Annotated in this window: 25 protein-coding genes; 9 read left to right on the forward strand and 16 right to left on the reverse strand. The window is 64.3% G+C overall.

Annotated elements, in window-relative coordinates; translation table 11 throughout:
* Positions 1 to 74: 74 nt before the first annotated feature.
* The 4 genes from hpf to BVH01_RS04640 are packed head-to-tail and all read left to right on the forward strand — an operon-like array spanning position 75 to position 2,022.
* Positions 75 to 383, forward strand: a complete 309-nt coding sequence (gene hpf / locus BVH01_RS04625) for a ribosome hibernation-promoting factor, HPF/YfiA family (RefSeq protein WP_013792760.1) — start codon at positions 75 to 77, stop codon at positions 381 to 383.
* A gap of 15 nt (positions 384 to 398) precedes the next feature.
* Entirely contained in the window at positions 399 to 863 is a 465-nt protein-coding gene (gene ptsN / locus BVH01_RS04630) for a PTS IIA-like nitrogen regulatory protein PtsN (RefSeq protein WP_075929214.1), read from the forward strand.
* Between the two features lie 16 nt (positions 864 to 879).
* Positions 880 to 1,737 carry an RNase adapter RapZ gene (rapZ, locus tag BVH01_RS04635; RefSeq protein WP_075929215.1) on the forward strand — a complete coding sequence of 286 codons (858 nt, stop codon included), beginning with the start codon at positions 880 to 882 and terminating at the stop codon, positions 1,735 to 1,737.
* Between the two features lie 12 nt (positions 1,738 to 1,749).
* Positions 1,750 to 2,022, forward strand: a complete 273-nt coding sequence (locus BVH01_RS04640) for an HPr family phosphocarrier protein (RefSeq protein ID WP_075929216.1) — start codon at positions 1,750 to 1,752, stop codon at positions 2,020 to 2,022.
* A gap of 15 nt (positions 2,023 to 2,037) precedes the next feature.
* On the opposite strand, the gene BVH01_RS24915 is transcribed toward BVH01_RS04640, so the two are convergent.
* The 6 genes from BVH01_RS24915 to pmbA form a co-directional block, all read right to left on the reverse strand.
* Positions 2,038 to 2,172: a hypothetical protein gene (locus tag BVH01_RS24915; RefSeq protein WP_256562703.1), complete on the reverse strand. Its 135-nt coding sequence runs from the start codon at positions 2,170 to 2,172 to the stop codon at positions 2,038 to 2,040.
* 21 nt (positions 2,173 to 2,193) lie between these two features.
* Positions 2,194 to 2,805: a superoxide dismutase gene (locus BVH01_RS04645; RefSeq protein WP_075929217.1), complete on the reverse strand. Its 612-nt coding sequence runs from the start codon at positions 2,803 to 2,805 to the stop codon at positions 2,194 to 2,196.
* Between the two features lie 12 nt (positions 2,806 to 2,817).
* Entirely contained in the window at positions 2,818 to 3,267 is a 450-nt protein-coding gene (locus tag BVH01_RS04650; RefSeq protein WP_075929218.1) for a hypothetical protein, read from the reverse strand.
* Positions 3,268 to 3,312: 45 nt separating this feature from the next.
* Positions 3,313 to 4,701: a class II fumarate hydratase FumC gene (fumC, locus tag BVH01_RS04655; RefSeq protein ID WP_075929219.1), complete on the reverse strand. Its 1,389-nt coding sequence runs from the start codon at positions 4,699 to 4,701 to the stop codon at positions 3,313 to 3,315.
* Positions 4,694 to 5,089, reverse strand: coding sequence for a hypothetical protein (locus BVH01_RS24785; RefSeq protein WP_075929220.1), 396 nt, complete (start codon positions 5,087 to 5,089; stop codon positions 4,694 to 4,696). Before BVH01_RS24785 ends, fumC begins: the two co-directional genes overlap by 8 nt.
* Positions 5,090 to 5,306: 217 nt before the next feature.
* A complete protein-coding gene (pmbA, locus tag BVH01_RS04665) occupies positions 5,307 to 6,653 on the reverse strand; it encodes a metalloprotease PmbA (protein ID WP_075929221.1) in 1,347 nt (448 codons plus the stop codon).
* A gap of 102 nt (positions 6,654 to 6,755) precedes the next feature.
* Here pmbA and yjgA point away from each other — a divergent pair, with 102 nt between their 5' ends.
* Complete coding sequence (gene yjgA, locus BVH01_RS04670; RefSeq protein WP_075929222.1) at positions 6,756 to 7,274, forward strand: ribosome biogenesis factor YjgA; 519 nt, start codon at positions 6,756 to 6,758, stop codon at positions 7,272 to 7,274.
* A 38-nt stretch (positions 7,275 to 7,312) separates the two neighbouring features.
* On the opposite strand, the gene tldD is transcribed toward yjgA, so the two are convergent.
* The 8 genes from tldD to mreB form a co-directional block, all read right to left on the reverse strand.
* Complete coding sequence (gene tldD, locus BVH01_RS04675; RefSeq protein WP_075929223.1) at positions 7,313 to 8,755, reverse strand: metalloprotease TldD; 1,443 nt, start codon at positions 8,753 to 8,755, stop codon at positions 7,313 to 7,315.
* On the reverse strand, positions 8,752 to 9,606 hold the full coding sequence (locus tag BVH01_RS04680) for a carbon-nitrogen hydrolase family protein (RefSeq protein ID WP_075929224.1): 855 nt from the start codon (positions 9,604 to 9,606) through the stop codon (positions 8,752 to 8,754). Before BVH01_RS04680 ends, tldD begins: the two co-directional genes overlap by 4 nt.
* Positions 9,607 to 9,619: 13 nt before the next feature.
* The gene (locus BVH01_RS04685; protein WP_075929225.1) at positions 9,620 to 13,447 is read right to left on the reverse strand and encodes a YhdP family protein; all 3,828 of its coding nucleotides are present in this window, start codon (positions 13,445 to 13,447) and stop codon (positions 9,620 to 9,622) included.
* Positions 13,448 to 13,478: 31 nt separating this feature from the next.
* Positions 13,479 to 14,936, reverse strand: coding sequence for a ribonuclease G (gene rng / locus BVH01_RS04690; protein ID WP_075929226.1), 1,458 nt, complete (start codon positions 14,934 to 14,936; stop codon positions 13,479 to 13,481).
* Positions 14,937 to 15,018: 82 nt separating this feature from the next.
* Entirely contained in the window at positions 15,019 to 15,615 is a 597-nt protein-coding gene (locus BVH01_RS04695; protein WP_075929227.1) for a nucleoside triphosphate pyrophosphatase, read from the reverse strand.
* A 34-nt stretch (positions 15,616 to 15,649) separates the two neighbouring features.
* Positions 15,650 to 16,138, reverse strand: coding sequence for a rod shape-determining protein MreD (gene mreD, locus BVH01_RS04700; protein WP_075929228.1), 489 nt, complete (start codon positions 16,136 to 16,138; stop codon positions 15,650 to 15,652).
* Positions 16,135 to 17,127: a rod shape-determining protein MreC gene (mreC, locus tag BVH01_RS04705; protein ID WP_075929229.1), complete on the reverse strand. Its 993-nt coding sequence runs from the start codon at positions 17,125 to 17,127 to the stop codon at positions 16,135 to 16,137. Before mreC ends, mreD begins: the two co-directional genes overlap by 4 nt.
* Before the next feature lie 81 nt (positions 17,128 to 17,208).
* Complete coding sequence (gene mreB, locus BVH01_RS04710; protein ID WP_070884352.1) at positions 17,209 to 18,246, reverse strand: rod shape-determining protein MreB; 1,038 nt, start codon at positions 18,244 to 18,246, stop codon at positions 17,209 to 17,211.
* 328 nt (positions 18,247 to 18,574) lie between these two features.
* Here mreB and gatC point away from each other — a divergent pair, with 328 nt between their 5' ends.
* The 4 genes from gatC (at position 18,575) to BVH01_RS04730 (ending at position 22,227) form a co-directional block, all read left to right on the forward strand.
* Positions 18,575 to 18,862, forward strand: coding sequence for an Asp-tRNA(Asn)/Glu-tRNA(Gln) amidotransferase subunit GatC (gatC, locus tag BVH01_RS04715; RefSeq protein WP_013792779.1), 288 nt, complete (start codon positions 18,575 to 18,577; stop codon positions 18,860 to 18,862).
* Positions 18,863 to 18,877: 15 nt separating this feature from the next.
* Positions 18,878 to 20,329 (forward strand): Asp-tRNA(Asn)/Glu-tRNA(Gln) amidotransferase subunit GatA, encoded by a 1,452-nt coding sequence (gene gatA, locus BVH01_RS04720; protein WP_075929230.1) that lies wholly within the window; start codon positions 18,878 to 18,880, stop codon positions 20,327 to 20,329.
* An 11-nt stretch (positions 20,330 to 20,340) separates the two neighbouring features.
* Positions 20,341 to 21,789 (forward strand): Asp-tRNA(Asn)/Glu-tRNA(Gln) amidotransferase subunit GatB, encoded by a 1,449-nt coding sequence (gene gatB, locus BVH01_RS04725; protein ID WP_075929231.1) that lies wholly within the window; start codon positions 20,341 to 20,343, stop codon positions 21,787 to 21,789.
* 63 nt (positions 21,790 to 21,852) lie between these two features.
* Positions 21,853 to 22,227 (forward strand): septal ring lytic transglycosylase RlpA family protein, encoded by a 375-nt coding sequence (locus tag BVH01_RS04730; RefSeq protein ID WP_075929232.1) that lies wholly within the window; start codon positions 21,853 to 21,855, stop codon positions 22,225 to 22,227.
* Between the two features lie 403 nt (positions 22,228 to 22,630).
* On the opposite strand, the gene BVH01_RS04735 is transcribed toward BVH01_RS04730, so the two are convergent.
* Together BVH01_RS04735 and BVH01_RS04740 are read right to left on the reverse strand one after the other, a co-directional pair.
* Positions 22,631 to 23,491: a LysR family transcriptional regulator gene (locus BVH01_RS04735; RefSeq protein WP_075929233.1), complete on the reverse strand. Its 861-nt coding sequence runs from the start codon at positions 23,489 to 23,491 to the stop codon at positions 22,631 to 22,633.
* 89 nt (positions 23,492 to 23,580) lie between these two features.
* Entirely contained in the window at positions 23,581 to 24,711 is a 1,131-nt protein-coding gene (locus tag BVH01_RS04740; protein ID WP_075929234.1) for an HPP family protein, read from the reverse strand.
* Between the last annotated feature and the right edge of the window lie 437 nt (positions 24,712 to 25,148).

Here is a 25,148-nt window from a genome sequence, read left to right on the forward strand (position 1 = left end):
CGAAAGCGAAGCCCCAGTGTTCCTGCGGCGGGTTCAACACCCGCCACTCACACACGGCAACAAGGAGAAGCGGTATGCAAGTCAACATCAGTGGACACCAGCTGGATGTGACAGACGCACTACGCAGCTACATCGAAGAAAAGCTCGAGCGCCTCGAGCGACACTTCGACAAGATCACCAATGTGCAGGTCATCCTGGAGGTCGAGAAACTCAAGCAGAAAGTCGAAGCCACCTTGCACATCGCAGGAGGCGAAGTGGTGGCCAATGCCGAGCACGACGACATGTATGCAGCCATCGATCTACTCACCGACAAACTCGATCGCCAACTTATCAAGCACAAGGAAAAACAGCTCGATCGCCAGCAGGGCGCAATGGCCCGCTGAGTTCGTCCTTCTCCTATGATCCGACTTGAAACCATCCTGACCCCCGGCCGTTCCCTGGTGAACGTGCCGGGCGGCAGCAAGAAACGCGTCCTCGAACAGATAGCCAGCGTGATCGCGCGTGACCTGCCCGATCTCGATGGCCAGACCATCTATGAAAGCCTGATCGCCCGCGAGAAGCTCGGTTCGACTGGCTTCGGTAACGGCATCGCCATTCCCCACTGCCGCCTGCCCGGCTGTAGCACGCCGATCAGTGCCCTGCTCAAGCTGAGCACTGCGGTCGACTTCGACGCTATCGATGGCGCCCCCGTCGACCTGCTCTTCGTGCTGCTGGTTCCTGAGGCGGCCACCGACGAACACCTCGAACTGCTGCGCCAGATCGCCAGCATGTTCGACCGTGAGGATGTCCGCGAACGGCTTCGCCAGGCTCAAGACAGCGAATCCCTGTACCAGACCGTCGTGAACGTCCAGAACGGCCAATAGCCTGCGGGGTGAACCCATGCGCCTGATCATCGTCAGCGGTCGTTCCGGCTCGGGCAAGAGCACGGCGCTCGATGTGCTCGAAGACAATGGGTTCTATTGCATCGACAACCTGCCCGCTGGGTTGCTGCCAGAGCTGGCGGAGCGCGCATTACCCAACACCGAATTGCTGCATCCGCAGGTGGCGGTGTCCATCGACGCACGCAACCTGCCCAGCCAGCTCAGGCGCTTCGCCGAACTGCTCGATGAGGTTCGCTCGCGCAATATCCACTGTGATGTGCTGTACCTGGATGCCAGTGAGGAGACCCTGCTCAAGCGCTTCTCGGAAACCCGCCGCCGCCATCCACTGACCAACGATCAGCGCTCCCTGGCCGAGGCCATGGTCGCCGAGGTCAAGTTGCTGAGCCCGATCATCGACCGGGCCGACCTGAAGATCGATACCACGCACCTGAATCTGTATCAGTTGCGCGACATTCTCAAACTGCGCCTGCTCAACCAGTCAGAGCCAGGCACCGCCTATCTGATCGAATCGTTCGGCTTCAAGCGCGGCATGCCGGTGGACGCCGATCTGGTGTTCGACGTGCGCTGCCTGCCCAATCCTTACTGGAAACCCGAGCTGCGTGATTTCACCGGCCTGGAGCAGCCCGTAGAGGAATATCTGGCAGCACAGGCGGATGTCGAGGAAATGTATCAGGACATCTACACCTACCTGCACAAGTGGCTACCGCGCTTCGCCGCCAGCAACCGCTCCTACGTGACCGTGGGTATCGGCTGCACGGGTGGTCATCACCGCTCCGTCTATCTGGCCAATCGCCTGGGCCAGGCCCTCAAGCCGCTACTGAAGAACGTTCAGATCCGCCACCGCGACCTCAGTTAAGGAATTGCTGCGATGCCCGCCCGTGAAATCACCATCATCAACAAGCTCGGTCTGCATGCCCGGGCCGCCGCCAAGTTCGTTGGCGTCGCGGGGCGCTTTCCGTGCCAGATCAAGATTGGTCGTAGTGCCGAATCGATGGTCGACGGCAAGAGCATCATGGCGGTGATGATGCTGGCGGCAGGCAAAGGCACCAACGTGCACCTGCTGACCGAAGGTGAACGCGAGGACGAGGCGCTTCAGGCGCTGGTCGACCTGATCAACAACTACTTCGACGAAGGCGAATAACCGAGGCGCAGCCGCTCAGAGGAACCAGGCCGAAGCGCCGTCGAGGAGTTTGAGGGCGAGGATCAACCCGCCCGCAAAAACCACCATGAAACCCAATGCATAACGCAGCGAGCGGCGGTTGGCCACGATCAGCTCATGCAGTGGGCTCATGGATGCTCCCGAAAACGTGAATCACGCCAGCGCGGCTTGATAGCGACGGGCAACTTCCGCCCAATCGACCACGTTATAGAACGCGCCGATGTATTCCGGACGACGATTCTGGTAACGCAGGTAATAGGCGTGCTCCCACACGTCCAGGCCGAGGATCGGCGTGTTGCCGTTCATCAGCGGGCTGTCCTGGTTACCGGTACTTTCGACCACCAGCTTTTTCTGCGGCGTCACGCTGAGCCAGGCCCAGCCACTGCCGAAGCGGGTCAGTGCAGCCTTGGTGAAGGCTTCCTTGAACGCCTCGAAGCCACCCAACTGGCTGTCGATGGCCGCTTTCAGATCGCCCTGTGGCTCGCCGCCACCGCTGGTGCTCATCACCGTCCAGAACAGCGAGTGGTTAGCGTGACCGCCACCGTTGTTGATCACGGCACCGCGCTTGTCTTCCGGTACCTCCTTAAGACGGGTCAGCAGCTCCTCGACCGGCAACTCGCCCAGTGCGTTGCCTTCCAGCGCGGCATTGAGGTTGTTGACGTAAGTCTGATGGTGCTTGCTGTGGTGAATCTCCATGGTCTGCGCATCGATGTGCGGTTCCAGGGCATCGTAAGCATAAGGCAGAGCAGGCAGGCTATACGGCATGGTTTCACTCCTCTAATGGTACTGACGGGCGGCAGGCATCGGATGCGCTGCCGTTGACGCATCGCCGGACGCATGTGCCTCCAGCAATCGATCTGTACGGGGGTAGGCCCCGTGCTCAGCGACAAAGTTCAATACACCGGCGTAAGTGCGCCGGCTGTGATTCATGGCGGCCTGGCGCAGCGCAGGCGACAGGTGCGCGGCCGCCATGCAGTGCAACAGGTGTTCATGAGAGGCGCACAAATGCTCGGCCGCGCCCTCGGGGTGGCCGATCGTCAACTGCAGGTCGGCCAGGTTGTGCTGCGAGACGACGAACGCGGCCACCGCTGCATCGGCATCGCGCCAGCGCTCGAACAGCACCTGCGCCAGGGCGAGTGCCTGTAGATACTGCTCGCGCGCCTCGACCCAGCGGCCTTCGGCGAAGTAGCGGTTACCGGCTTCGATGAGTCGTTTCCACTGCTCCATGATCTGCCTCCTCGCCTGACGTCAGACACCGATGCGCTGCAACGCCTAGAGACCACCTTCGGTAAGGCGTTCAGGGTTGAGCAGTTGTTCCAGTTCGGCACGGCCCAGCTCGGTCATTTCCTCGGCTACATCGATGATGGGGCGGCCTTCGCGGTAGGCTTTCTTGGCGATTTCCGCAGCTTTCTGGTAGCCGATCAACGGATTGAGCGCGGTTACCAGAATCGGATTGCGCCCCAACGCTTCCTTGAGCTTGGGCTCGTTGACCTTGAAGCTGGCGATGGCGCGGTCGGCCAGCAGGCGGCTGACATTGGCCAGCAGCTCGATGCTGCCGAGCAGGTTGTGGGCGATGACCGGCAGCATGACGTTCAACTCGAAGTTGCCGGACTGCCCGGCCACGGCGATGGCGGCGTCATTGCCGATTACCTGGGCGGCGACCATGGCGGTGGCTTCGGGGATCACCGGGTTGACCTTGCCGGGCATGATCGACGAGCCGGGCTGCAGGGCTTCCAGCTCGATCTCGCTGAGGCCGGCCAGGGGCCCCGAGTTCATCCAGCGCAGGTCGTTGGCGATCTTCATCAGCGAAACGGCAGTGGTCTTGAGCTGGCCGGACAGCGCGACCGCGGTATCCTGGGAGCCGATCAGGGCGAAGAAATTGGTGCCCGGCGTGAACTGCCGACCGGTCAGGGCATTGAGCTCCTGGCAGAACAGCTCGGCAAAACGCGGATGGGCGTTGATGCCGGTGCCCACCGCGGTGCCGCCCTGAGCCAGCGCCTGCAGCGCCGGCAGCAACCCGGTGAGTAGCTGGATGTTGGCCTGGATCTGCTGAGCCCAGCCATCGAGCACCTGGCTCATGCGCACCGGCATGGCATCCATCAGGTGAGTACGGCCGGTCTTCACGTACGGCTGCACCGCCAGGGATTTGTTGCACAGCACTTCGAGCAGATGCCCCAGGGCGGGCAGCAGCTTTTCGCTGACCTCGATGGCGGCACTGACATGGATGGTGGTGGGGATGATGTCATTGCTGCTCTGGCCGCAGTTGACGTGATCGTTGGGGTTGATCGGCTCGCCCAGAATGCGCGTGGCCAGGGTGGCGATCACCTCGTTGGCGTTCATGTTGGAGCTGGTGCCGGAGCCGGTCTGAAACACATCCACCGGAAAATGCTGCATGAAGTCTTCGGCCAGCAATTGCTGGCATGCCGCGACGATTGCATCGCCCTGGGCGGGCAGGATCTGCTCCAGGTCGACGTTGGCGCGAGCGGCCGCCGCCTTGGCCAGCACCAAGGCTCGTATGAACGCCTCGGGCATGGCCTGCCCCGACACCGGGAAGTTGTTGACCGCACGCTGGGTCTGGGCGCCATAGAGCGCTGAGGCGGGCACAGCCAGTTCACCCATGCTGTCGCGTTCGATACGGGTGTCGCTGCGGTGGTTACTCATAAGGATTTCCTTCTGCCAGTTCGGACATCGAAAGCGAGGGCTGCATGCGCAACGTCGCCAGACGATTGCGCGCGCGATTGAGGCTGCCTTGCTGCTCGCGGTCGACCGCCAGGTGCTGCAGGGCATAGAGCGAGCGGTAGGCGTGATCCAGGCAGACACTGCGCCAGTGCCAGGGCAGCGCCGTATCGCAGGCGGTGTCCATGAGCAGGGTCAGGGTGGTCAGCGACATCCGCCAGGGGCACAGGCGCCCGTGTTCGACCAACTGCCTGCCCTGGGCCCAATGCAGTTCCAGCAGCCGCGGCTCGTCCGGCAGCAGCGCGCAGCGAATCCTGAATCCCAGCCAGTGCCAGCAATCCAGACAGGGCGTATTGCTCGTGCGAAATCTCATGGCAATCCCTCAAAAGATAATGATATTAATTCCTAAATAGGAAAAATAATCAATCCCTTGCGGTAAATGCAAACGCAGATGCCGATTCAGCAGGAAGGAGTATCAGGGAATAGGCAGATCTGCCCGGTGAGCCTTATGAAGGGAAACACGAGTATCTAAAACCGTCACCTTGCGCGACGGTTTTCGAGAAAAGGGCACCTGGGATGCCCCGCTGAACTCAACTACCGGCGACGGTCATTTTCTCGATCAACACCGAGCCCGTGCGGATATTGCTGCGCAGTTCCAGATCGCTACCCACCGCGACGATCTGCCGGAACATGTCGCGCATGTTGCCGGCGATGGTCACCTCCTGCACGGCGAACTGGATCTCGCCATTTTCGACCCAGTAACCGCCCGCACCGCGTGAATAGTCACCGGTCACCATGTTCAGGCCGTGGCCCATCAACTCGGTGACCAACAGACCGCGACCCATGCGCTTGATCAGTGCCTGCTGATCTTCCTCGCCGTGGCTGACGAACAGGTTGTGTACGCCTCCGGCATTGGCGGTGCTGGGCATGCCCAGCTTGCGCCCGGAGTAGGTGCTCAGGATGTAGGAAACCAGCCGGCCACCCTCGACGAACGGCTTGGCGTAAGTGGCCAGCCCGTCGCCATCGAACGCGGCGCTGCCCATGGCCCGCGGAATGTGCGGGCGCTCGTCGAGATTCAGCCAGGACGGGAACAGTTGCTCGCCCAGGGTGCCTTCTAGGAACGACGACTTGCGGTACAGGGCGCCGCCTGAGATGGCGCCGAGAAAGCTGCCGAACAGCCCGGTGGCCAACTCCGCGGAAAACAACACCGGCACCTCGCAGGTCGGCACCGGCCGAGCGCCAAGGCGGCTGACCGCCCGTTGCGCGGCGCGCCGGCCGATGCTGGCAGGGTCAGCGAGCAGATTGCCCTGGCGGTTCACGTCATACCAGTAATCGCGCTGCATCTGCCCTTCGCTCTCGGCGATCATCACGCAACTGAGGCTGTGGCGGGTGCTGGCGTAACCGCCGATGAAGCCATGGCTGTTGCCATACACGCGGCAGCCCTGGTGGGTACCCAGGCTGGTGCCATCGGCATTGCGAATGCGCGCATCGGCATCGAAGGCCGCCGCTTCGCAGATCAATGCACGCTCGACGGCTTGCTCGGGGGTGATGTCCCAGGCGTGATAGAGGTCCAGCTCCGGCAGGTCGCGGGCCATCAGTGCAGCATCGGCCAGGCCGGCGCTTTCGTCCTCGGAGGCGTGCTTGGCAATCGCCAGGGCGGCGGCCACGGTTTCGCGAATGGCTGCCTCGCCGGTGGCCGAGGTACTGGCCGAGCCTTTGCGCTGGCCCACGTACAGGGTGATCCCGAAACCCTGGTCGCGATTGAACTCGACGGTTTCCACCTCGCGCTGACGCACCGTGGTGGAAAGCCCCTGCTCTACCGATACGGCGACCTCGCAGGCGGTGGCGCCCTGCTTTTTGGCCTCGGCGATAATCTGTTCGACCTGCGCCTGCAAACCGGGCAACGCGGCGGGTCCGACTACTTCCACTTCACTCATAACGACTCCTGAACGATAGCCACAGCGGCAACGACGCGGGTCGCGCATGCGGCAAGAAACTTGCTGCTATCATGGCGGCGTTTCCCATTGGATCACCGCCCCATGTCTGATTACTCCGATGACTTCTCCGGCGAGAAGAGCAAATCCCAGGTCAAGCGCGAGCTGCATGCGCTCCAGGAACTGGGCCAGCGCCTGGCCGGCCTCAAGCCCGACTTGCAGCGCAAGCTGCCGCTGACCGACGCCTTGCGCCGCGCCCTGGAAGAAGCACCGAAGCACACCGCCAACTCGGCCAAGAAGCGCCATGTCCAGTTCATCGGCAAGCTGATGCGCGAACAGGACATCGACGCCATCGTCGCACTGCTCGACCAGGTCGACGCCTCCACGCGCCAGTACAACGAACGCTTCCACAACCTCGAGCGCTGGCGTGACCGACTGATCGAGGGCAACGACGAAGTGCTGGAGAAATTCATCACCGAGTACCCCGACGCCGACCGCCAGCACCTGCGCGGGCTGATTCGCCACGCCCAGCACGAAGCGGCCCAGAACAAGGCACCGGCCGCCTCACGCAAGATCTTCAAGTACATCCGCGAGCTCGACGACGCCCAGCGCGGCCTGCGCTAAGCATGCCTGCGCGCGGGTGACGCCCTCGCCCGCGCCCTTCACGCGCCGGTACCGCCGACCGTGATCGCGTCGATCTTCAGGGTCGGCTGACCGACGCCGACCGGCACCGACTGGCCATCCTTGCCGCAGGTGCCGACGCCGCTGTCCAGCGCCAGGTCGTTACCGACCATCGATACCCGGCTCATCGCCTCCGGACCGTTGCCGATCAGGGTCGCACCCTTGACCGGTGCGGTGATCTTGCCGTCCTCGATCAGGTAAGCCTCGCTGGTGGAGAACACGAACTTTCCGCTGGTGATGTCGACCTGACCGCCGCCGAGGTTGGCGCAATAGATGCCCTTCTTCACCGACCGGATGATTTCCTCGGGGTCGCTCTCGCCGGCCAGCATGTAAGTGTTGGTCATGCGCGGCATCGGCAGGTGCGAGTAGGACTCGCGGCGGCCGTTGCCGGTGCGCGCCACGCCCATCAGGCGGGCATTGAGCTTGTCCTGCATGTAGCCCTTGAGCACACCGTTCTCGATCAGCGTGGTGCACTGGGTCGGCGTGCCCTCGTCGTCCATGCTCAACGAACCACGGCGCTCGGCCAGGGTGCCGTCGTCAACGATGGTGCACAGCTTGGACGCCACCTGCTGGCCGATCTTGCCACTGTAGTTGGAGCTGCCCTTGCGGTTGAAATCACCTTCCAGACCGTGGCCGACCGCCTCATGCAGCAGCACGCCGGACCAGCCGGCACCCATCACCACCGGCAGGGTGCCGGCCGGTGCGGCGATCGCCTCGAGGTTGACCAACGCCTGGCGCAGCGCCTCGCGGGCGTAGCCCATGGCCCGGTCTTCGTTGAGAAAATAGCGGTAGTCGGTACGCCCACCGCCGCCGTGGCCGCCGCGCTCACGACGGCCGTTCTGCTCGACGATCACGCTGACGTTGAAGCGCACCAGAGGGCGGATATCGGCGCCCAGGCTGCCGTCGGTGGCGGCGACCAGCACGCGGTCCCAGACGCCGGCCAGGCTCACCGTCACCTGCTTGATGCGCGGATCCAGGGCGCGGGTGGCGACGTCGATGCGCTTGAGCAGCTCGACCTTCTGGGCGCGGTCGATCACGTCCAGCGGGTTGTCGGCGGCGTAAAGCGGCATCACTTCGGTAGCCTTGAAGGCCTGCACGCGGCCCTGCTGGCCGGCGCGGGCAATCGAGCGCGCGGCGCGAGCCGCCTGGCTCAGCGCTTCGGGGGTGATGGCATTGCTGTAGGCGAAGCCGGTCTTCTCACCGGACTGGGCACGTACGCCCACGCCCTGGTCGAGGTTGAAACTGCCTTCCTTGACGATGCCGTCTTCGAGCACCCAGGTTTCCGAGACCTGGGTCTGGAAGTACAGGTCGGCGGCGTCGATGCCAGGGCCGGCCAGCTCGCCGAGCACGCCAGGCAGATGCTCCAGGGTCAGGCCGCCGGGGCTCAGCAGTTGCTCGCTGACGGTCGATAACAGGTCGCTCATAAGGTCTCCACATCAGGCTGCCGCGGCTCGGCCGCAGCGAAAAATCGTTTGTGTCGTAGCACAGGCATGCGCTCACGGATCGCCACCTGCTCGCCGGCATCCCGCTCGGCCAGCAGCATCGCTTCACCCTCGGCGTACTCTGCCAGCTTACGCCCCCAGGGGTCGACGATCAGGCTGTGGCCGTGGGTTTCTCGCCCGCCAGGGTGAATGCCGCCCTGGGCCGCCGCCAGCAGGTAGCACTGGGTTTCGATGGCGCGGGCGCGGATCAGCACCTCCCAGTGCGCCGCCCCGGTAACCCGGGTGAAGGCCGAGGGCGCAGTGATCAGCTCGGCGCCTGCCTCACGCAGGGCGCCATAGAGCTCAGGAAAGCGCAGGTCATAGCAAACGGTCAAACCCAGACGCCCGACGGGTGTGTCGGCCAACACTATTTGCCCGCCATGGGCATAGTCGTCCGACTCGCGATAGCGGCCGCGGCTGTCGCTGACGTCCACATCGAACAGGTGCAGCTTGTCGTAGCGCGCGACGAACTGGCCGTGCTCATCGACCAGTAGCGAGCAGGCCCGCGGCTTGCCTTCGGGCTCGCCTTGCGGCGGCAGCGGCAAGGTGCCGGCAACGATCCACAGGCCGAGCTCTCGGGCAGTGCGCCGCAGCCAGGGTAATACCGGCCCCTCGCCGCTGGCCTCCAGCCGACCCAGGGCGGCGGCATCGCGCCGGCCCAGGGCCGAAAAGTTTTCCGGCAGCACGGCCAGTCGAGCGCCATCCGCCGCCGCTCGCTCCAGCAGGCGCCGAGCCTGCTGCAGGTTGGCGGCGATATCGTCCTGGCTGACCATCTGGATCACGGCGAATGGCATCGGCACCTCCGGCTCAGTTGGGCTTCTCGAACGGCTTGTCGAATTTCAGCTCCGGGTCGTGCAGCGTGCCCTTGACGTCGTACTGCACGCTGGCGAAGCGCGCCACGCGGTCGCCGAGCAGCTTGTCGGCGATGAACAGCGCGCCGCCGATAGCCGGTGCCCCAACGATCAATGCGGCGATTGGCAGGTTGTTGGTGACCGGCAGGGTGACCAGCAGCTTGGCATCGATCCCCTCGTTGACCATGTTCAAGGTACCGTTGAGCTCCAAGTTGCTCGACGGACCGGTCATGGTGATCGGCTCCTGGGTGACGAAAACGCCGTCGGTGGCCAGCAGGTTGCCTTTCACCCGGTCGTAGCTCAAGCCCTTGTCGAGCAGGTCGGAAAAATCGAGACGCAGGCGACGGCCGATGGAGTTGAAGTTGAGCAGGCCGAACACTCGCAGCGCCGAGGCCGAGCCCTGTACGTCGACGAACTGACCTTTGCGCAGCGCCGCATCGAGGCTGCCGGAATAGCGCTTGAGGCTGAACCAGGCGGGAGAGCCTGGCCAATGCCCATCAGCATCCAGGCGGAAGCTCTCGCTGGTCGCCGATGGCGCGTAGCCCCACGCCTTGAGCACTTCGGATAATTTCTCGCCCTGCATGCGCCCCTTGTACCAGCTGCGCGTCTGCCCCGGCACGCCCTGCCAGCCGATCGCGCCGCCCAGCTTGAGGCCCTTGAGGTTGATGTCCAGGTCGCTGAACTGCACGCCCTGGGCATCCGGGCGCGCCTTGAGCGACCAGGTGCCCATGTCGTCGTCGCCCTGGAACACGTGGGCGATGCGCAGATCCAGCGCAGGAATCTGCCGCGGGTCGAAGTCGGCCAGCGGGTCTGGTGCTTCCGGCTCCGGCGCGTTCTCGGTCTTCGGCTTGGACGCCGGCAGGCGCACGTATTCCATGTCGGCGACGATAGGCTTGCCGGTTGCCTCGAACAGATCGATACGGCCCTTGGCCAGAGTGCTGTCCAGGCTCAGCGACCAACCGCCATCGAGCGGACGCAAGCCGACATCGAGATCGTCGAGCTGCTGACCGAGCCCCTCGAAACGCCCGATGCGCAGCTCGGCGTCGCTGAACAGTTGCTGGGCATTCTGGCGGGACGACTGCTGGTAGGGCTCGATCGCCTTCTGCCACTCGGCCAGGTTGACCTGGGCGACACGGCCCCGCACGCGCACGCCACGGGTGGTCGGCAGAATCGCCGGGCCGTCACCGAGGCGCAGCTCACCACGGCTCTGGTCGAACTTGCCCGGTGGCGCGGCAAGGGTAAAGCTGGCGACATCGGCGTAGTCGAGCCAGTAGCGCTGCTCGGCGCCGCCGAAAGTCATGCGCCAATCAGCGTAACGCTCTTCGTTGCTCGCCTTGCCGAAGGGTGCCGGCAGCGCAATGCTCAGGCCCTTGAGGTTGGAGTCGACGCGCAACTGGCTTTGCGCTCCCTCCAGGCTCAACCGCAGGCGATACGGCAGGGTGCCTTCGGCGGGCAGCTTCTGCGTGACGCCCAGCCATTGCGTCAGGTTGTTCAGGGCCACCACGCCATTGGCTTCGATATGGCTGCGCGCCTGACCTGGCCGGCCATCGGCCACCGCCTTGCCACGAATGGCATGGCCAAGCGCCCGCGCGGTTATCGACGGCGCGCTCAGGCCCTTGCTCGTGTCGTAGCGGAAATCGCCGGTCACGTCGCTCAACTGCAACTCGGGTTTGCTGATCGCCAGCGAGGCCTTGTCGGCGCTGAAGTCGACGATCACGTTGGCCGGCTCGCCTTTCTGCAACGGGATATCCAGGTCCAGTGCGCCATCCAGGGCGCCCTCGCCCTTCCAGCCAGCGAAGGTATCGGCGACGCCCAACGGGGTTTCCTGAAGGATCTTCAGGCCGTCGCCAACGCTGCTCTGCAGCTTGCCCTTGAGTTTCAGGTGTGGGGTCTGGCCAGCGTCGACATGGGGGATGTCGGCGAACGCTTCGCGCACACGGCTGTTCAGGATGCGGCCTTCGGAAACCCGCACGCGTACGCCGCTGTCTTCGATCAGCACCTGCCCACGGGCATCACGCAACGTGGGCCAGCCGGGCTGAAAGGCCAGCTCGGCGTCCTCCACGTCGAAGAACAGGCTGATGCTGCGCACTGCAGGATCGGGGTTGCGGTTGATCGAACCCTGATACTGAAAGTAGCCCTCGTTGACCTTGCCGCTGTGGATGGCGGTCTTCAGCCATTCGTCGAGGGCCGGGCTGAGCACCGGCGTCGGCAGGTATTTCTCGGTGAAGCGCGCATCGCCGTCGCGCATACCGACGCGCAGGTCCATGTAGTCCTCGCGCTCGGGGTCCTTGAGCATGCGGATCAGGAAGTCGCCAGCCACCTTGCCCTCTTTGCCCACCACCTGCAAATAGGGCGCGCGCAGGGTGAAGCCTTCGTCGTCGAGGGTCCAGGTCAGCCGACCCTTGGCCTCTTGGTAGACCCAGGCCTTTGGGAACAGGGTGGTCAGGTGCAGGGAGAAATCTTCGCTGTCGACCTTCAGCTCGCCGCCGCCGAGGTCGCCGGTGATGCTGCCACTGCCGTTCTCGACGGCAGGCGAGGCATGCCAGGCGGAAAAGCCGACACGCTCCAGGTTGGCAGAGAACTGCAGGCGCTGCGGACCTTGCGCCTCCGGCTGATAGCTGGCGTTGAGGTTACGCAGGCCGCCATGGGGCTTGAGGGTCTGCAACAGATCCAGCGCCGTGTCCGGCAGCGGCGCCAAGCTCTCGACCAACGGCACCAGAGGGCCGACATCGAGGCGGTCGGCGCTCAGCTTCCAACGCTGTGACTGGTCGTCCTTGGCAGCCTGAAGGCCCAGGGCGATGCGTGCTTCACCCCAGCGGTCGTCGCCGCGGCTGAAGGCGAAATCATCCAGCAACAGGTCGAAGTCATCACCGTTGCGCTCGAAGTAGGCATTCAGGGCCAGGTCCTTGAGGGCGACGGACTTGCGCTCGCCATAATGCCCCTTGATGGCCGGGGCATGCAGGCGGGTGACCGCGCGCTGTAACTGACGCTGATCCCACACGCCCCACAGCTCTCCGCCCAGTTGCAGGTTGTCGAGGTGCCAGTCGCGCGTCAGCCTGGGCGGCAGCCAGGCTGCCCAGTCGCTCTGCGGCGCATTCAGATAAAGCTCGGCGCGGGCGTCCTGCCAGTGATCGGGCTGGATACGCGTGCGCAGCTGCAGAGCCAGGGGTTGGCCATCCGGCAGATGCAGGCGCGCGTTCAGGCGCTGACGGCTGCTGCCGTTATCGACGCTGAGGTTGATGTCGGTGAGTTGCAGCGGCTCCTGCCCGAGCGGCTGGACGCTCACCCGGCTGCCGAGCAGGGAAAGATGGCCGAGCACCCGGGACTGGCGCAACGCCTTGGCGACATCCAGCGGCGGCTGATTCTGCCGTTGCGGCAGGCCGTCCACATGCCAGGCGCCCTGCTCGTCCTCGCGCAGGGTCAGGCTCAGGCCATCGAGCTGCAGGTCGGCGAGGCGCGGTTGCCAGGCCATCAGGCTGCCGAGCAGGTCAGGCACCACCTTCACCTGCTCGAGCGCTAGCGCCTGCTCGCCTTCGCCAATACGCAGATCGCGCACGGTCAGCAGCGGCGCGAAACCGCTCCAGTGGCCTTCCAGCGCGCCAATGGCGACCGGCATGCCCAGGGCCTCGCTGGCGCGGGTTTGCGCCTCCTCACGATACTCGGCCACCAAAGGCACCAGCTGGCGACCAAGGCTCACATAAAAGGCGGCCAGCACCAGGCCCAGCGCACACAGCCCCAGGCTCCAGCGCAACAGCGTGGCGAACGCCAGCCCCAAACGCGCCATTCAGTTCATGCTCCGTTCCGGCCGGGCGCCTTCAAAGCAGCACCACATCGTATTGTTCCTGGGAGTACATGGTTTCGACCTGGAACTTGATGGTTCGTCCTATGAATGCTTCGAGGTCGGCGACGTTGCCCGACTCTTCGTCGAGCAGACGGTCGACCACCTTCTGGTTGGCCAGCACGCGATAGCCCTCGGGCTGGTAGGCGCGGGCTTCACGAAGAATTTCGCGGAAGATCTCGTAGCAAGTGGTTTCCGCGGTTTTCAGCTTGCCGCGACCCTGGCAGTGGCTGCACGGCTCGCACAGCACCTGCTCGAGGCTTTCGCGGGTGCGCTTGCGGGTCATCTGTACCAGGCCAAGTTCGGTGATGCCGATGATGTTGGTCTTGGCGTGATCGCGCTCCAGCTGTTTTTCCAGGGTACGCAACACCTGGCGCTGGTGCTCCTCGTCTTCCATGTCGATGAAGTCGATGATGATGATCCCGCCGAGGTTGCGCAGGCGCAGTTGCCGGGCAATCGCGGTGGCCGCTTCGAGATTGGTCTTGAAGATGGTTTCCTCGAGCGTGCGGTGACCGACGAAGGCGCCGGTATTGACGTCGATGGTGGTCATCGCCTCGGCCGGATCGATGATCAGGTAGCCGCCGGACTTGAGCGGCACCTTGCGCTCCAGGGCCTTCTGGATCTCGTCCTCGATGCCATGCAGGTCGAAGATCGGCCGCTCGCCCGGATAGTGCTCCAGACGATCGGCGATCTCCGGCATCAGTTCGGCGACGAAGCTGGTGATCTTGCCGAAGGTTTCCCGCGAGTCGACGCGGATCTTCTCGGAGCGCGGGCCGACCAGATCGCGCAGGGTACGCAGGGCCAGGCTCAGGTCTTCGTAGATCACCGAGGGCGTCGGCGCACTCTTCATCTGTTCGCCGATCTGCGTCCACAGGCGGCGCAGGTAGCGGATGTCGACGAGGATCTCGTCGGCCCGCGCGCCATCGGCCGCGGTGCGCAGGATGAAACCACCGGCTTCGGCAATGCCTTCGGCGGCCACGCAATCGGCGACCACCTGCTTGAGGCGCTCGCGCTCGGCTTCGTCTTCGATCTTCAGGGAGATGCCGACATGACTGGTGCGCGGCATGTACACCAGATAACGCGACGGGATCGACAGCTGGGTGGTCAGGCGCGCGCCCTTGCTACCGATGGGGTCCTTGGTGACCTGCACGGTCAGGCTCTGGCCTTCGTGCACCAGGGCGCTGATGCTCTCCACGGCGCTGCCTTCGCGGCTGGAAATTTCCGAAGCATGGATGAACGCCGCACGCTCCAGGCCGATGTCGACGAACGCCGCCTGCATGCCGGGCAGCACGCGCACCACTTTGCCTTTATAGATGTTGCCGACGATGCCACGGCGCTGGGTGCGCTCGACGTGCACCTCCTGCAGGACACCGTTTTCCACCACCGCCACGCGCGACTCCATCGGCGTGATGTTGATCAGGATTTCTTCACTCATGCGCCCATCTCTTGGCTGAGATGAAGTTGAAAGCAGCGCCGGGCCCATCACGCCCGTACCATCGCGGCCTGCAACCTCTGGGTTATGCGCTGGCAGTCTGTTGCCAGCACGGAATCGCGAATTGCGCGAGCAGTTCGGCAGTCTCGCACAACGGCAGGCCGACCACCGCTGAATAACTGCCCTGCATCTGGCTGACGAACACTGCAGCCAGCCCCTGAATACCATAACTGCCGGCCTTGTCGCGCGGCTCGCCAGTGGCCCAATACGCTTCGATCTGTGTCCGGTCGAGGGGTTTGAAGCGCACCGTGCTGGTCACCACACGGGCCTCGGCGCGGGCCTGGCTGACCAGCGCGACGGCGGTCAGCACCTGATGCTCGCGGCCGGACAGCGCAGCCAGCGTGGCCAGCGCATCCTCGCGGTCGACGGGCTTACCGAGAATACGGCCATCGAGCACCACGGCGGTGTCTGAACCGAGCACCACGGCGTCCTGGTGATCCGCCAGGGTATCGAAGGCCGCCTGCGCCTTGGCCAGCGCCAGGCGCTCGACGTAGGCGGCTGGCGCCTCGCCCGGCTGCGGGGTTTCATCGATGGGCACCACATGAGTGGCGAAGGAAACGCCGATCTGCGCGAGCAGCTCGCGACGGCGCGGCGACGCAGAGGCCAGGTAGAGCGTGGTCATGCACAGGTCTCGCAATCAGGCGCCGCAGCGCGGTTCAGTTGACTCGCATGCGCCGGTGCACCGCGCGCAGCAGGGTGCACACCCAGGGCCAGAGCAGCGCGCTGACCAGAGCCGGCAACACGAAGGCCAAAGTCGGCGGGCGGTTGCCGGTCAGGGCGTTGAGCCACAGTTGCACCAGTTGGGCCACGCCGAACACCACCAGCAGCACCATGCTCTGCTGCCACATGGGAAACATGCGCAGGCGCTGGTGCAGGCTCAACACCAGAAAGGTGATGAGGGTGAGGATCAGCGCGTTCTGTCCCAGCAGCGTGCCGTTGAGCACGTCCGCCAGCAGGCCGATGCAGAAGGCACTGGTCATGCCGACGCGGTGCGGAACCGCCAGCACCCAGTAGGTGAGAAACAGCGCCAGCCACAGCGGCCGGCCGATCTCCATGAAACGTGGCAGCGTGGACACACTGAGCAGCAGCGCCAGTACCAGGCTGGCCCAGATCACCCAGAGGTTGCTGGAACGGGTGGCGATCATTGGCGGGCCTCCTCAGCGCCGGCGGGTTCTGCCGGCGCTGCTTCAGGTGCCGGCGCTTCGACTGGCGGCGCATCCTCGACCGGCGCTTCGGCATCAGGATGCTCGAGGGCGCGGCGATCGACCTCCTCCTGGGCCTCGGCCGACTCGGCAGCGCGCTGCTCCGGCGTGCGCGGGTCGGTGAAAACCAGCAGCATGTAGCGGGTCCGGTTGAGATTGGCGGTCGGCACTGCGCGCACGATGGCGAACGGCTGGCCGGAGTCGTGCACCACCTCGGTCACCGTAGCCACCGGATAGCCGGCCGGGAAGCGCTGGCCAAGGCCGGAACTGACCAGCAGGTCGCCTTCCTTGATGTCGGCGGTGTCGGCCACATGGCGCAGTTCCAGGCGCTCGGGGTTGCCAGTGCCGGTGGCGATGGCGCGCAGGCCGTTGCGGTTGACCTGCACGGGAATACTGTGGGTGGTATCGGTGAGCAGCAGCACACGGGAGGTGTACGGCATCACTTCGACCACCTGGCCCATCAGGCCGCGGGCATCGAGCACCGGCTGGCCGAGCACCACGCCGTCCTTCTCGCCCTTGTCGATGAGAATGCGATGGGTGAAAGGGTTGGGGTCGATACCGATCAGCTCGGTGGCCAGCACCTCGTCGTCGACCAGGGCCGAGGAGTTGAGCAGCTCGCGCAGCCGCACGTTCTGCTCGGTCAGCGCGGCCAGCTTCTGCAGGCGGCGCTGCATCATCAGCTGTTCGGCCTTGAGCTTCTCGTTCTCGGCGGCCAGCTCGTTGCGCGAGCTGAGTTCCTGGGTGGCGCTTTCCCACAGGGTAACCGGCAGGCGGCCGAGCCAGTAGACGGGCTCGACGATCAGGCCGAGCTGGCTACGAACCGACTGCAGGACGGTAAGGCGGGCGTCGACGACCATCAGAGTGGCCGACAGCACGGCGAACACCAGCAGGCGTACACCGAGCGACGGACCTTTGGCGAATAGCGGCTTTATGGCGATTACCTCGTAGCCTGCCCGGAAGCTGCATGCGGCGCGATGGTAGCTTCCGAGCTGCTGCAGCGTGAGGCGTGCGGCTTATTCGGTGGACAGCAGATCCATGGTGTGGCGATCCATCATTTCCAGCGCCTTGCCGCCGCCACGGGCGACGCAGGTCAGCGGATCCTCGGCGACGATCACCGGCAGGCCGGTTTCCTGGCTCAGCAGCTTGTCGAGGTCACGCAGCAGCGCGCCACCACCGGTCAGCACCAGGCCGCGCTCGGCGATGTCCGAAGCCAGCTCCGGCGGCGACTGCTCCAGGGCACTCTTGACCGCCTGGACGATGGTCGCCAGGGACTCCTGCAGCGCTTCGAGCACTTCGTTGGAGTTGAGGGTGAAGCTGCGCGGTACGCCTTCGGCCAGGTTACGGCCACGCACGTCGACTTCACGGATCTCGCCGCCCGGGTAGGCGGTGCCGATTTCCTGCTTGATGCGCTCGGCGGTGGACTCGCCGATCAGCGAGCCGTAGTTGCGGCGCACGTAGGTGATGATGGCTTCGTCGAAGCGGTCGCCACCAACCCGCACGGATTCGGCGTAAACCACACCGTTCAGGGAGATCAGCGCGATTTCGGTGGTACCACCGCCGATATCGACGACCATCGAACCACGGGCTTCTTCTACCGGCAGGCCGGCACCGATGGCAGCGGCCATTGGTTCTTCGATCAGGAACACTTCGCGGGCACCGGCGCCCAGGGCGGATTCACGGATGGCGCGGCGCTCGACCTGGGTCGACTTGCACGGCACGCAGATCAGCACACGCGGCGACGGCTGCAGGAAGCTGTTTTCGTGAACCTTGTTGATGAAGTACTGCAGCATCTTTTCGCAGACGCTGAAGTCGGCGATCACGCCGTCCTTCATCGGGCGAATGGCGGCGATGTTGCCAGGAGTACGACCGAGCATGCGCTTGGCGTCGGTACCGACAGCGACGACGCTCTTCTGATTGCCATGGGTACGAATGGCGACGACCGACGGCTCGTTCAGGACGATGCCGCGCTCGCGTACATAAATGAGGGTATTGGCAGTGCCCAGGTCAATCGACAGATCGCTGGAAAACATGCCACGCAGTTTTTTGAACATGGGATAGGGACCCTAGGCAACGCGTGGTAAAGATCGGCGCAAGAAAACACGCAGGTAAAAAAGTGCGGCAAACTCTAACAACGGCAGGGATTTTGAGCAAGGCACCAATATGTTAGATTGCCTGTTTTTCCGCGGCCTTGAGGCATCTTTCACACGGGTGGCGACAGCACTGAAAAGCTGTCATGCGCTACCGGTAACCGCCCCAAGCCGCACGTCGCCGCCTTAGACCGCCAGCCAAACGCATCCGTTCCCTGCCACCTGTGCACGGGTACCTGCCGATACGCACGCTGGCGACCGCTTTGCGGCCAGTTTTCAAAGGGAGAACCCGATGGCACTTGAACGCTCCGAGGTGGAAAAGATCGCACACCTGGCCCGCCTGGGCCTGAGTGACAGTGAACTGCCACAGACCACCGCAACCCTCAACAGCATTCTGGGCCTGATCGACAACATGCAGGCGGTCGACACCACCGGCATCGAGCCCCTGGCCCACCCGCTGGAAACCACCCAGCGTCTGCGTGCCGACGCCGTTACCGAAGCGAACCAGCGCGACGCCTACCAGGCCATCGCCCCGGCCGTGGAAAGCGGCCTGTACCTGGTTCCCAAAGTCATCGAGTAAGGAAAGCCTTCCGCCATGCATCAATTGACCCTGGCCGAGATCGCCCGCGCACTCGCCGACAAGCAATTCTCCTCTGCCGAGCTGACACAGAGCCTGCTGAGCCGCGTCGAGCAGCTCGACCCGCAGCTCAACAGCTTCATCACCGTCACCGCCGACCAGGCCCTCGAGCAGGCCAAGGCCGCCGACGCCCGCCGCGCCGCCGGTGAAAACGGCCCGCTGCTCGGCGCACCGATCGCCCACAAGGATCTGTTCTGCACCCAGGGTGTGCTGACCAGTTGCGGCTCGAAGATCCTCACCGGCTTCAAGGCACCCTACGACGCCACCGTGGTCGACAAGCTCAAGGCTGCCGGCACCGTCAGCCTCGGCAAGCTGAACATGGACGAGTTCGCCATGGGCTCGGCCAACGAATCCAGCCACTACGGCCCGGTCAAGAACCCCTGGGACACCAGCCGTGTACCCGGTGGCTCCTCCGGCGGCTCCGCGGCTGCCGTGGCGGCACGGCTGATTCCGGCTGCAACCGGCACCGACACCGGCGGCTCGATTCGCCAGCCGGCCGCGCTGACCAACCTCACCGGCATCAAGCCGACCTACGGTCGGGTGTCGCGCTGGGGCATGATCGCCTACGCCTCCAGCCTCGACCAGGGCGGCCCGCTGGCCCGCTCTGCCGAGGATTGCGCCCTGCTGCTCGGCGCCATGGCCGGTTTCGATCCGAAGGATTCGACCAGCGTCGATCAACCGGTCGATGATTACCTGGCCGCCCTCGCCCAGCCGCTGGCGGGCCTGCGCATCGGCCTGCCCAAGGAATATTTTGGTGCCGGCCTGGACGCGCGCATTGGCGAGAAAGTCATGGCCGTGGTCGAGGCGCTGAAAAAGCTCGGCGCCACCGTCAAGGACATCAGCCTGCCGAACATGCAGCACGCCATCCCGGCCTACTACGTGATCGCTCCGGCCGAGGCCAGTTCCAACCTGTCGCGTTTCGACGGCGTGCGTTTCGGCTACCGCTGCGAGAACCCGAAGGACCTGCAGGATCTGTACAAGCGCTCCCGTGGCGAAGGCTTCGGCGAGGAAGTGAAGCGCCGCATCATGGTCGGCACCTATGCACTGTCCGCTGGCTACTATGACGCTTACTACATCAAGGCCCAGCAGATCCGCCGCCTGATCAAGAACGACTTCGTGGCGGCCTTCAAGGACGTCGACGTGATCCTCGGCCCGACCACGCCGAACCTGGCCTGGAAGCTCGGCGAGAAGAACGCCGACCCAGTCTCCGCCTATCTGGAAGACATCTACACCATCACCGCCAACCTGGCCGGCATCCCCGGCCTGTCGATGCCGGCCGGTTTCGTCGATGGCCTGCCGGTGGGCGTGCAGTTGCTTGGCAACTACTTCCAGGAAGGTCGTCTGCTCAACGTCGCACATCAGTACCAGCAGGTCAGCGACTGGCACAAACAAGCACCGAGCGGATTCTGAGGAACACTTTTATGCAATGGGAAACCGTCATCGGGCTCGAGATTCACGCTCAGCTCAGCACCCAATCGAAGATCTTCTCGGCCAGCGCCACCACCTTTGGCGCCGAGCCCAACACCCAGGCCAGCCTGGTCGACCTCGGCATGCCCGGCACCCTGCCGGTGCTCAATGCCGAAGCGGTGCGCATGGCCTGCCAGTTCGGCCTGGCCATCGACGCCGAGATCGCCGAGCGTAACGTCTTCGCGCGCAAGAACTACTTCTACCCGGACCTGCCGAAGGGCTACCAGACCAGCCAGATGGACCACCCCATCGTTGGCAAGGGCTTCCTCGACATCACCCTGGAAGACGGCACCGTCAAGCGCATCGGCATCACCCGCGCGCACCTCGAAGAGGACGCCGGCAAGAGCCTGCACGAAGACTTCCAGGGCATGAGCGGCATCGACCTGAACCGCGCCGGCACGCCGCTGCTGGAAATCGTCTCCGAGCCGGACATCCGTTCGGCCAAGGAAGCGGTGGCCTATGTGAAAGCCATCCACGCACTGGTGCGTTACCTGGGCATCTGCGACGGCAACATGGCCGAAGGTTCGCTGCGCTGCGACTGCAATGTGTCGGTACGTCCGAAAGGCCAGGCCGAATTCGGCACGCGCCGTGAGATCAAGAACGTCAACTCATTCAAATTCATTGAGCGCGCGATCAATACCGAGATCGAGTGGCAAATCGACGAGATCGAGTCTGGCAACAAAATCGTGCAGGAAACCGTTCTGTACGACGTAGCAGCCAACAAAACCAAGTCCATGCGCAGCAAGGAAGAAGCCAACGACTACCGTTACTTCCCCTGCCCGGACCTGCTGCCGGTGGTGATCGAGCGCAGCTTCCTCGACGAACTGCGCAGCGGGTTGCCCGAGTTGCCGCCGCAGAAGCGCGAGCGTTTCGAAAGCCAGTTCGGCCTGTCCACCTACGATGCCAGCGTGCTCAGCGCCAGCCGCGAGATGGCCGACTACTTCGAAGCAGTCGAGAAGACCTGCGGCGACGCCAAGCTGTCCGCCAACTGGGTGATGGGCGAGCTGTCCAGCCTGCTCAACAAGGAAGGCCTGGAGATCGAGCAGTCGCCGGTGTCCGCCGAACAAATGGGCGGCATGATCCTGCGCATCAAGGACAACACCATCAGCGGCAAGATCGCCAAGATGGTCTTCGAAGCCCTGGCCGCCGGTGAAGGCGCAACGGCCGATGAAGTGATCGAGAAGAAGGGCCTCAAGCAGGTCACCGATTCCGGTGCCATCGAGGCGATGCTCGACGAAGTGCTGGCCGCCAACGCCGAGCAGGTAGAACAGTACCGCGCCAGCGACGAAGCCAAGCGTGGCAAGATGTTCGGCTTCTTCGTCGGCCAGGCCATGAAAGCCTCCAAGGGCAAGGCCAACCCGGGGCAAGTGAACGAACTGCTGAAGAAAAAGCTCGAAGGCTGAGCCTATGAAAACGCCGGGTTTGCCCGGCGTTTTCGCATCTGAAGTTCGGGATGGAGAAAAGCAATGCGTCGATTATCGGTACTGCTGGCGCTGTTCAGCCTGCTGCTTGCCGGCTGTAGCAGCTTTGGCGGTGGCGTCCCCGGCGATTACCGCGCCGAGGGCAAGGCCTCCTATTACGGCAAGGCCCACCACGGCAACCGTACCGCCAGCGGCGAGCGCTTCGACCAGAACGCACTGACCGCCGCCCATCGCACCCTGCCCTTCGGCACGATGGTGAAGGTCACCAACCTCAACAACGACCGCAGCGTAGTGGTGCGAATCAACGACCGCGGCCCCTTCGCCCGCGGGCGGATCATCGACGTGTCGCGCAAGGCGGCCGAGGCGCTGGACATGATCCGCTCGGGCGTGGCGCCAGTGCGTGTGGAAAGCCTGAAGTAACGACAACAGCTTAGTTGCACCATCCTGGCGCCGTTTTGCCCAAACGATTCGCCCCGGGGCGGGGCTCCCACATTGACCGCGAGCAACCCAACGACCGTGTAGGAGCGCCGACTCGGCGCGAACTCGATTGTGGCCTTGCTGCAAAACCGGCGTCGTACACACGATTCGCCGCGGGTCGCGGCCACAGTGATCGCAAGCAACCCAACGCCCGTGTAGGAGCGCCGACCCGGCGCGAACTCGATTGTGGCCTTGCTGCAAAACCGGCGTCGTACACACGATTCGCCGCGGGTCGCGGCTCACACAGTGATCGCAAGCAACCCAGCGACCGTGTGGGAGCGCCGACCCGGCGCGAATGGTCGTGGCCTCGACGCGACCTGCACGTCGGCCTACGGCGACGCTTTCCTTACAACGCCGGATCCCAGCGCTGCGACCAGTCGGTGTCCTGCGCGGCGATCTCGCGCAGCAGTTCGAAGCTCTGCTGCAGGGCAGCCGAGTCCCGTTCACGGGAGTACACCAGATAGGTCGGGTAGCTGAACTCCGGCGCCCTGGGCACCCGTTCGAGCACCTTCTTGTCGAGGTAGCTCTGCACCACCCGCGTGCGGAAATAACCGGAGCCGCCATGCTCCAGAATGTACTGCAGGGCAAGCGGCCCGAGATTGAAGGACACCGGTGCTCGCGCTTTGTCCGGCAAGGCGCGGTCATGCTGGGCGCGAAAGCTGTCGCTCCAGTCGATGAACACGTAGGGCTCCGGGTTCGCTGCCCGGACCAGGATCAGCTTTTCCTCGAGCACCTGCTCGACCTGGACACCGGCCCAGTATGTGGGCTGGTAGACCAGCGCCGCGTCCATCACGCCCATCTCCACCTGACGCAACAGGCTGGCACATTCGGCCACCTGGGCGCGCACCGCGTAGCCGTCGATGCCCTGGCGGATGGCGCTGACCCAACGCAGCATCAGCGGATTGCACAGGCTCACCTCGCCGCCGATATGCAGCACGTTGTGATAGCCGTCCGGCAACGGCAGGTCGCGCTGCGCGGCCTCCCAGGTCTGCAGGATCTGGTTGGCGTAGGTGACGAACGCCTCGCCATCGGCGGTCAGCCGCGCGCCGGCGCGATTGCGCACGAACAGCGTGCTGCCCAGGTGACTTTCCAGCTTCTGGATGCGCGCGGTGATCGCCGTCTGGGTCACGTGCATGCGCTCGGCGGCGGCGATGAAACTGCCGCTACGGACGATTTCCAGAAAAGTGCGGGTAAGGTCGATATCCATGGTCGCTGAGCCAGCCCGATTGGTGCTGGCGATTCCTCAAGCCTGATCTGGCGCCCAGTGTACGGGCGCGCGGCGGATCATTCGATGCTTCAGTCGAGGTGCCTGAGCAGATCGCGGTGCAGCGCGGCGACCAGGTCGGTCTGGGTAATCACCCCGGCCAGCCGGCCCTCGTCAAGCACCGGCAGGCAATGCAGGCCATCGTCGGAGAGCAACGCGATCAGGTCGACGACATGGGTATCGACCTCCACCGTGCGCACCGGCGCGGTCATCAGCTCGCCCAGCGTCTGCTTCTTCTGCAGACCAAGAATCGCCCGCAGGTTGAAGGCGCTGGCCCGCGTGGCGCTGACCAGATCGACCAGGCTGACGATGCCGACCAGTCTGCCGGCGTCGAGAATCGGCAGCGCCTTGAGGCCGTGATGGGTGAGCAGGTACAGGCCCTTGGCGACCGCCGTTTGCGGCGTGGCATGAATCAGGTCGCGGGACATCATCTGCCCGGCACGGATCTCGCCCATGCTGCGGCGCAGCGCGTGCTTCTCGGTGCTGCGCACGATCAGCTCAAGGTCTTCGCGGGTGATATCGACGAAGGAACCCAGTTCGTCGAGCGCATAGTCCAGGTCATTGGCATTGATGCCGGTACGCTCGCTTGGCAGCGGGTCGCGGGTGTGATGCACCGCAGGCGTGCCGGGGTGCGGGCGCGGATACGGCACGCGGGTCAGATTGTTGTAGAGCAGCGCGCAGGCCAAGAGGCCGACGCCGGCGGTCATCGCCGCCAGCGCCGGCTGCCAGAACGGCTCGCCCGGCAACGGCGTGGCGAACACCATGCAGAAGGCGATGGCCCCGCCCGGCGGATGCAGGCAGCGCAGCGGGCACATCAATAGCAGGCTCAGGCCCAGGGCCAGCGCCGCACCGAGCAAGCTGTGATCGATGAAATGGCTGATCGTCAGGGCGACGGCACTGGCACATAAGTAACTGCCGAGAATCGACCAGGGTTGGGCCAGCGCGCCTGACGACACGGCGAACAGCAGCACGGCCGACGCTGCCAGGGGGCCGGAGAAATGCACCGCCATGTGCAGACCGAACAATTGGCTGCACACCCAGGCGCTGAACAGGAACCCGGCGGCGGCACCAAAGGCGGCGCGGCTCCACTCACGAGGACGGGTGTGCAGGGCATCAGGCAGAAAGGCGGAGAGCCATTGGGGGAAATGCGCGTGGGACTTCATCGCTACCGTCGAAAAGATCGAGCCTCTCAAATGAGAGGCCCGCTGGGTACCGCTGGAAGCGGCTGGCAGGAGCATCCGTCCCTGGATGATGTACTCGTCTGTTTGCAACCTTGCCCGCCCCGGCAGAGAAACCGTGGCGAGCAATGGAGCAGAGTGTGACGAAGGGTTTAAGCGCGATCAAACGAATAATAATGAAGGATCGATAAGCTTTTTTTGATATTAACCACGAACTTCAGTGTCGTAGCCCGGGTCGAGCGAAGCGACACCCGGGGCCAAAAGCTCCTGGGTATCGCTGCGCTCAACCGCAGGCTACGTATGATCGGCTGTGCCCTTAGAGCCTGTTCAGAGTCTCGCGGGCTAGAGCAATGCAAGGCCTGGGCGGCCCCGCAAAAACAGGCGAGGACCGGTCGGAGTCGCGCCCGACTTTACGAGCTGTA

This window comes from Pseudomonas sp. PA1(2017) (genome assembly GCF_001945375.1).
In the GTDB taxonomy this organism is placed as follows: Bacteria; Pseudomonadota; Gammaproteobacteria; order Pseudomonadales; family Pseudomonadaceae; genus Aquipseudomonas.

Excerpts from the sequence above, each read along its gene's own strand:
- hpf (WP_013792760.1), top strand. The coding sequence starts at position 75 with ATGCAAGTCAACATCAGTGGACACCAGCTGGATGTGACAGACGCACTA.
- ptsN (WP_075929214.1), top strand. The coding sequence starts at position 399 with ATGATCCGACTTGAAACCATCCTGACCCCCGGCCGTTCCCTGGTGAAC.
- rapZ (WP_075929215.1), top strand. The coding sequence starts at position 880 with ATGCGCCTGATCATCGTCAGCGGTCGTTCCGGCTCGGGCAAGAGCACG.
- BVH01_RS04640 (WP_075929216.1), top strand. The coding sequence starts at position 1,750 with ATGCCCGCCCGTGAAATCACCATCATCAACAAGCTCGGTCTGCATGCC.
- BVH01_RS24915 (WP_256562703.1), bottom strand. The coding sequence starts at position 2,172 with ATGAGCCCACTGCATGAGCTGATCGTGGCCAACCGCCGCTCGCTGCGT.
- BVH01_RS04645 (WP_075929217.1), bottom strand. The coding sequence starts at position 2,805 with ATGCCGTATAGCCTGCCTGCTCTGCCTTATGCTTACGATGCCCTGGAA.
- BVH01_RS04650 (WP_075929218.1), bottom strand. The coding sequence starts at position 3,267 with ATGGAGCAGTGGAAACGACTCATCGAAGCCGGTAACCGCTACTTCGCC.
- fumC (WP_075929219.1), bottom strand. The coding sequence starts at position 4,701 with ATGAGTAACCACCGCAGCGACACCCGTATCGAACGCGACAGCATGGGT.
- BVH01_RS24785 (WP_075929220.1), bottom strand. The coding sequence starts at position 5,089 with ATGAGATTTCGCACGAGCAATACGCCCTGTCTGGATTGCTGGCACTGG.
- pmbA (WP_075929221.1), bottom strand. The coding sequence starts at position 6,653 with ATGAGTGAAGTGGAAGTAGTCGGACCCGCCGCGTTGCCCGGTTTGCAG.
- yjgA (WP_075929222.1), top strand. The coding sequence starts at position 6,756 with ATGTCTGATTACTCCGATGACTTCTCCGGCGAGAAGAGCAAATCCCAG.
- tldD (WP_075929223.1), bottom strand. The coding sequence starts at position 8,755 with ATGAGCGACCTGTTATCGACCGTCAGCGAGCAACTGCTGAGCCCCGGC.
- BVH01_RS04680 (WP_075929224.1), bottom strand. The coding sequence starts at position 9,606 with ATGCCATTCGCCGTGATCCAGATGGTCAGCCAGGACGATATCGCCGCC.
- BVH01_RS04685 (WP_075929225.1), bottom strand. The coding sequence starts at position 13,447 with ATGGCGCGTTTGGGGCTGGCGTTCGCCACGCTGTTGCGCTGGAGCCTG.
- rng (WP_075929226.1), bottom strand. The coding sequence starts at position 14,936 with ATGAGTGAAGAAATCCTGATCAACATCACGCCGATGGAGTCGCGCGTG.
- BVH01_RS04695 (WP_075929227.1), bottom strand. The coding sequence starts at position 15,615 with ATGACCACGCTCTACCTGGCCTCTGCGTCGCCGCGCCGTCGCGAGCTG.
- mreD (WP_075929228.1), bottom strand. The coding sequence starts at position 16,138 with ATGATCGCCACCCGTTCCAGCAACCTCTGGGTGATCTGGGCCAGCCTG.
- mreB (WP_070884352.1), bottom strand. The coding sequence starts at position 18,246 with ATGTTCAAAAAACTGCGTGGCATGTTTTCCAGCGATCTGTCGATTGAC.
- gatC (WP_013792779.1), top strand. The coding sequence starts at position 18,575 with ATGGCACTTGAACGCTCCGAGGTGGAAAAGATCGCACACCTGGCCCGC.
- gatA (WP_075929230.1), top strand. The coding sequence starts at position 18,878 with ATGCATCAATTGACCCTGGCCGAGATCGCCCGCGCACTCGCCGACAAG.
- gatB (WP_075929231.1), top strand. The coding sequence starts at position 20,341 with ATGCAATGGGAAACCGTCATCGGGCTCGAGATTCACGCTCAGCTCAGC.
- BVH01_RS04730 (WP_075929232.1), top strand. The coding sequence starts at position 21,853 with ATGCGTCGATTATCGGTACTGCTGGCGCTGTTCAGCCTGCTGCTTGCC.
- BVH01_RS04735 (WP_075929233.1), bottom strand. The coding sequence starts at position 23,491 with ATGGATATCGACCTTACCCGCACTTTTCTGGAAATCGTCCGTAGCGGC.
- BVH01_RS04740 (WP_075929234.1), bottom strand. The coding sequence starts at position 24,711 with ATGAAGTCCCACGCGCATTTCCCCCAATGGCTCTCCGCCTTTCTGCCT.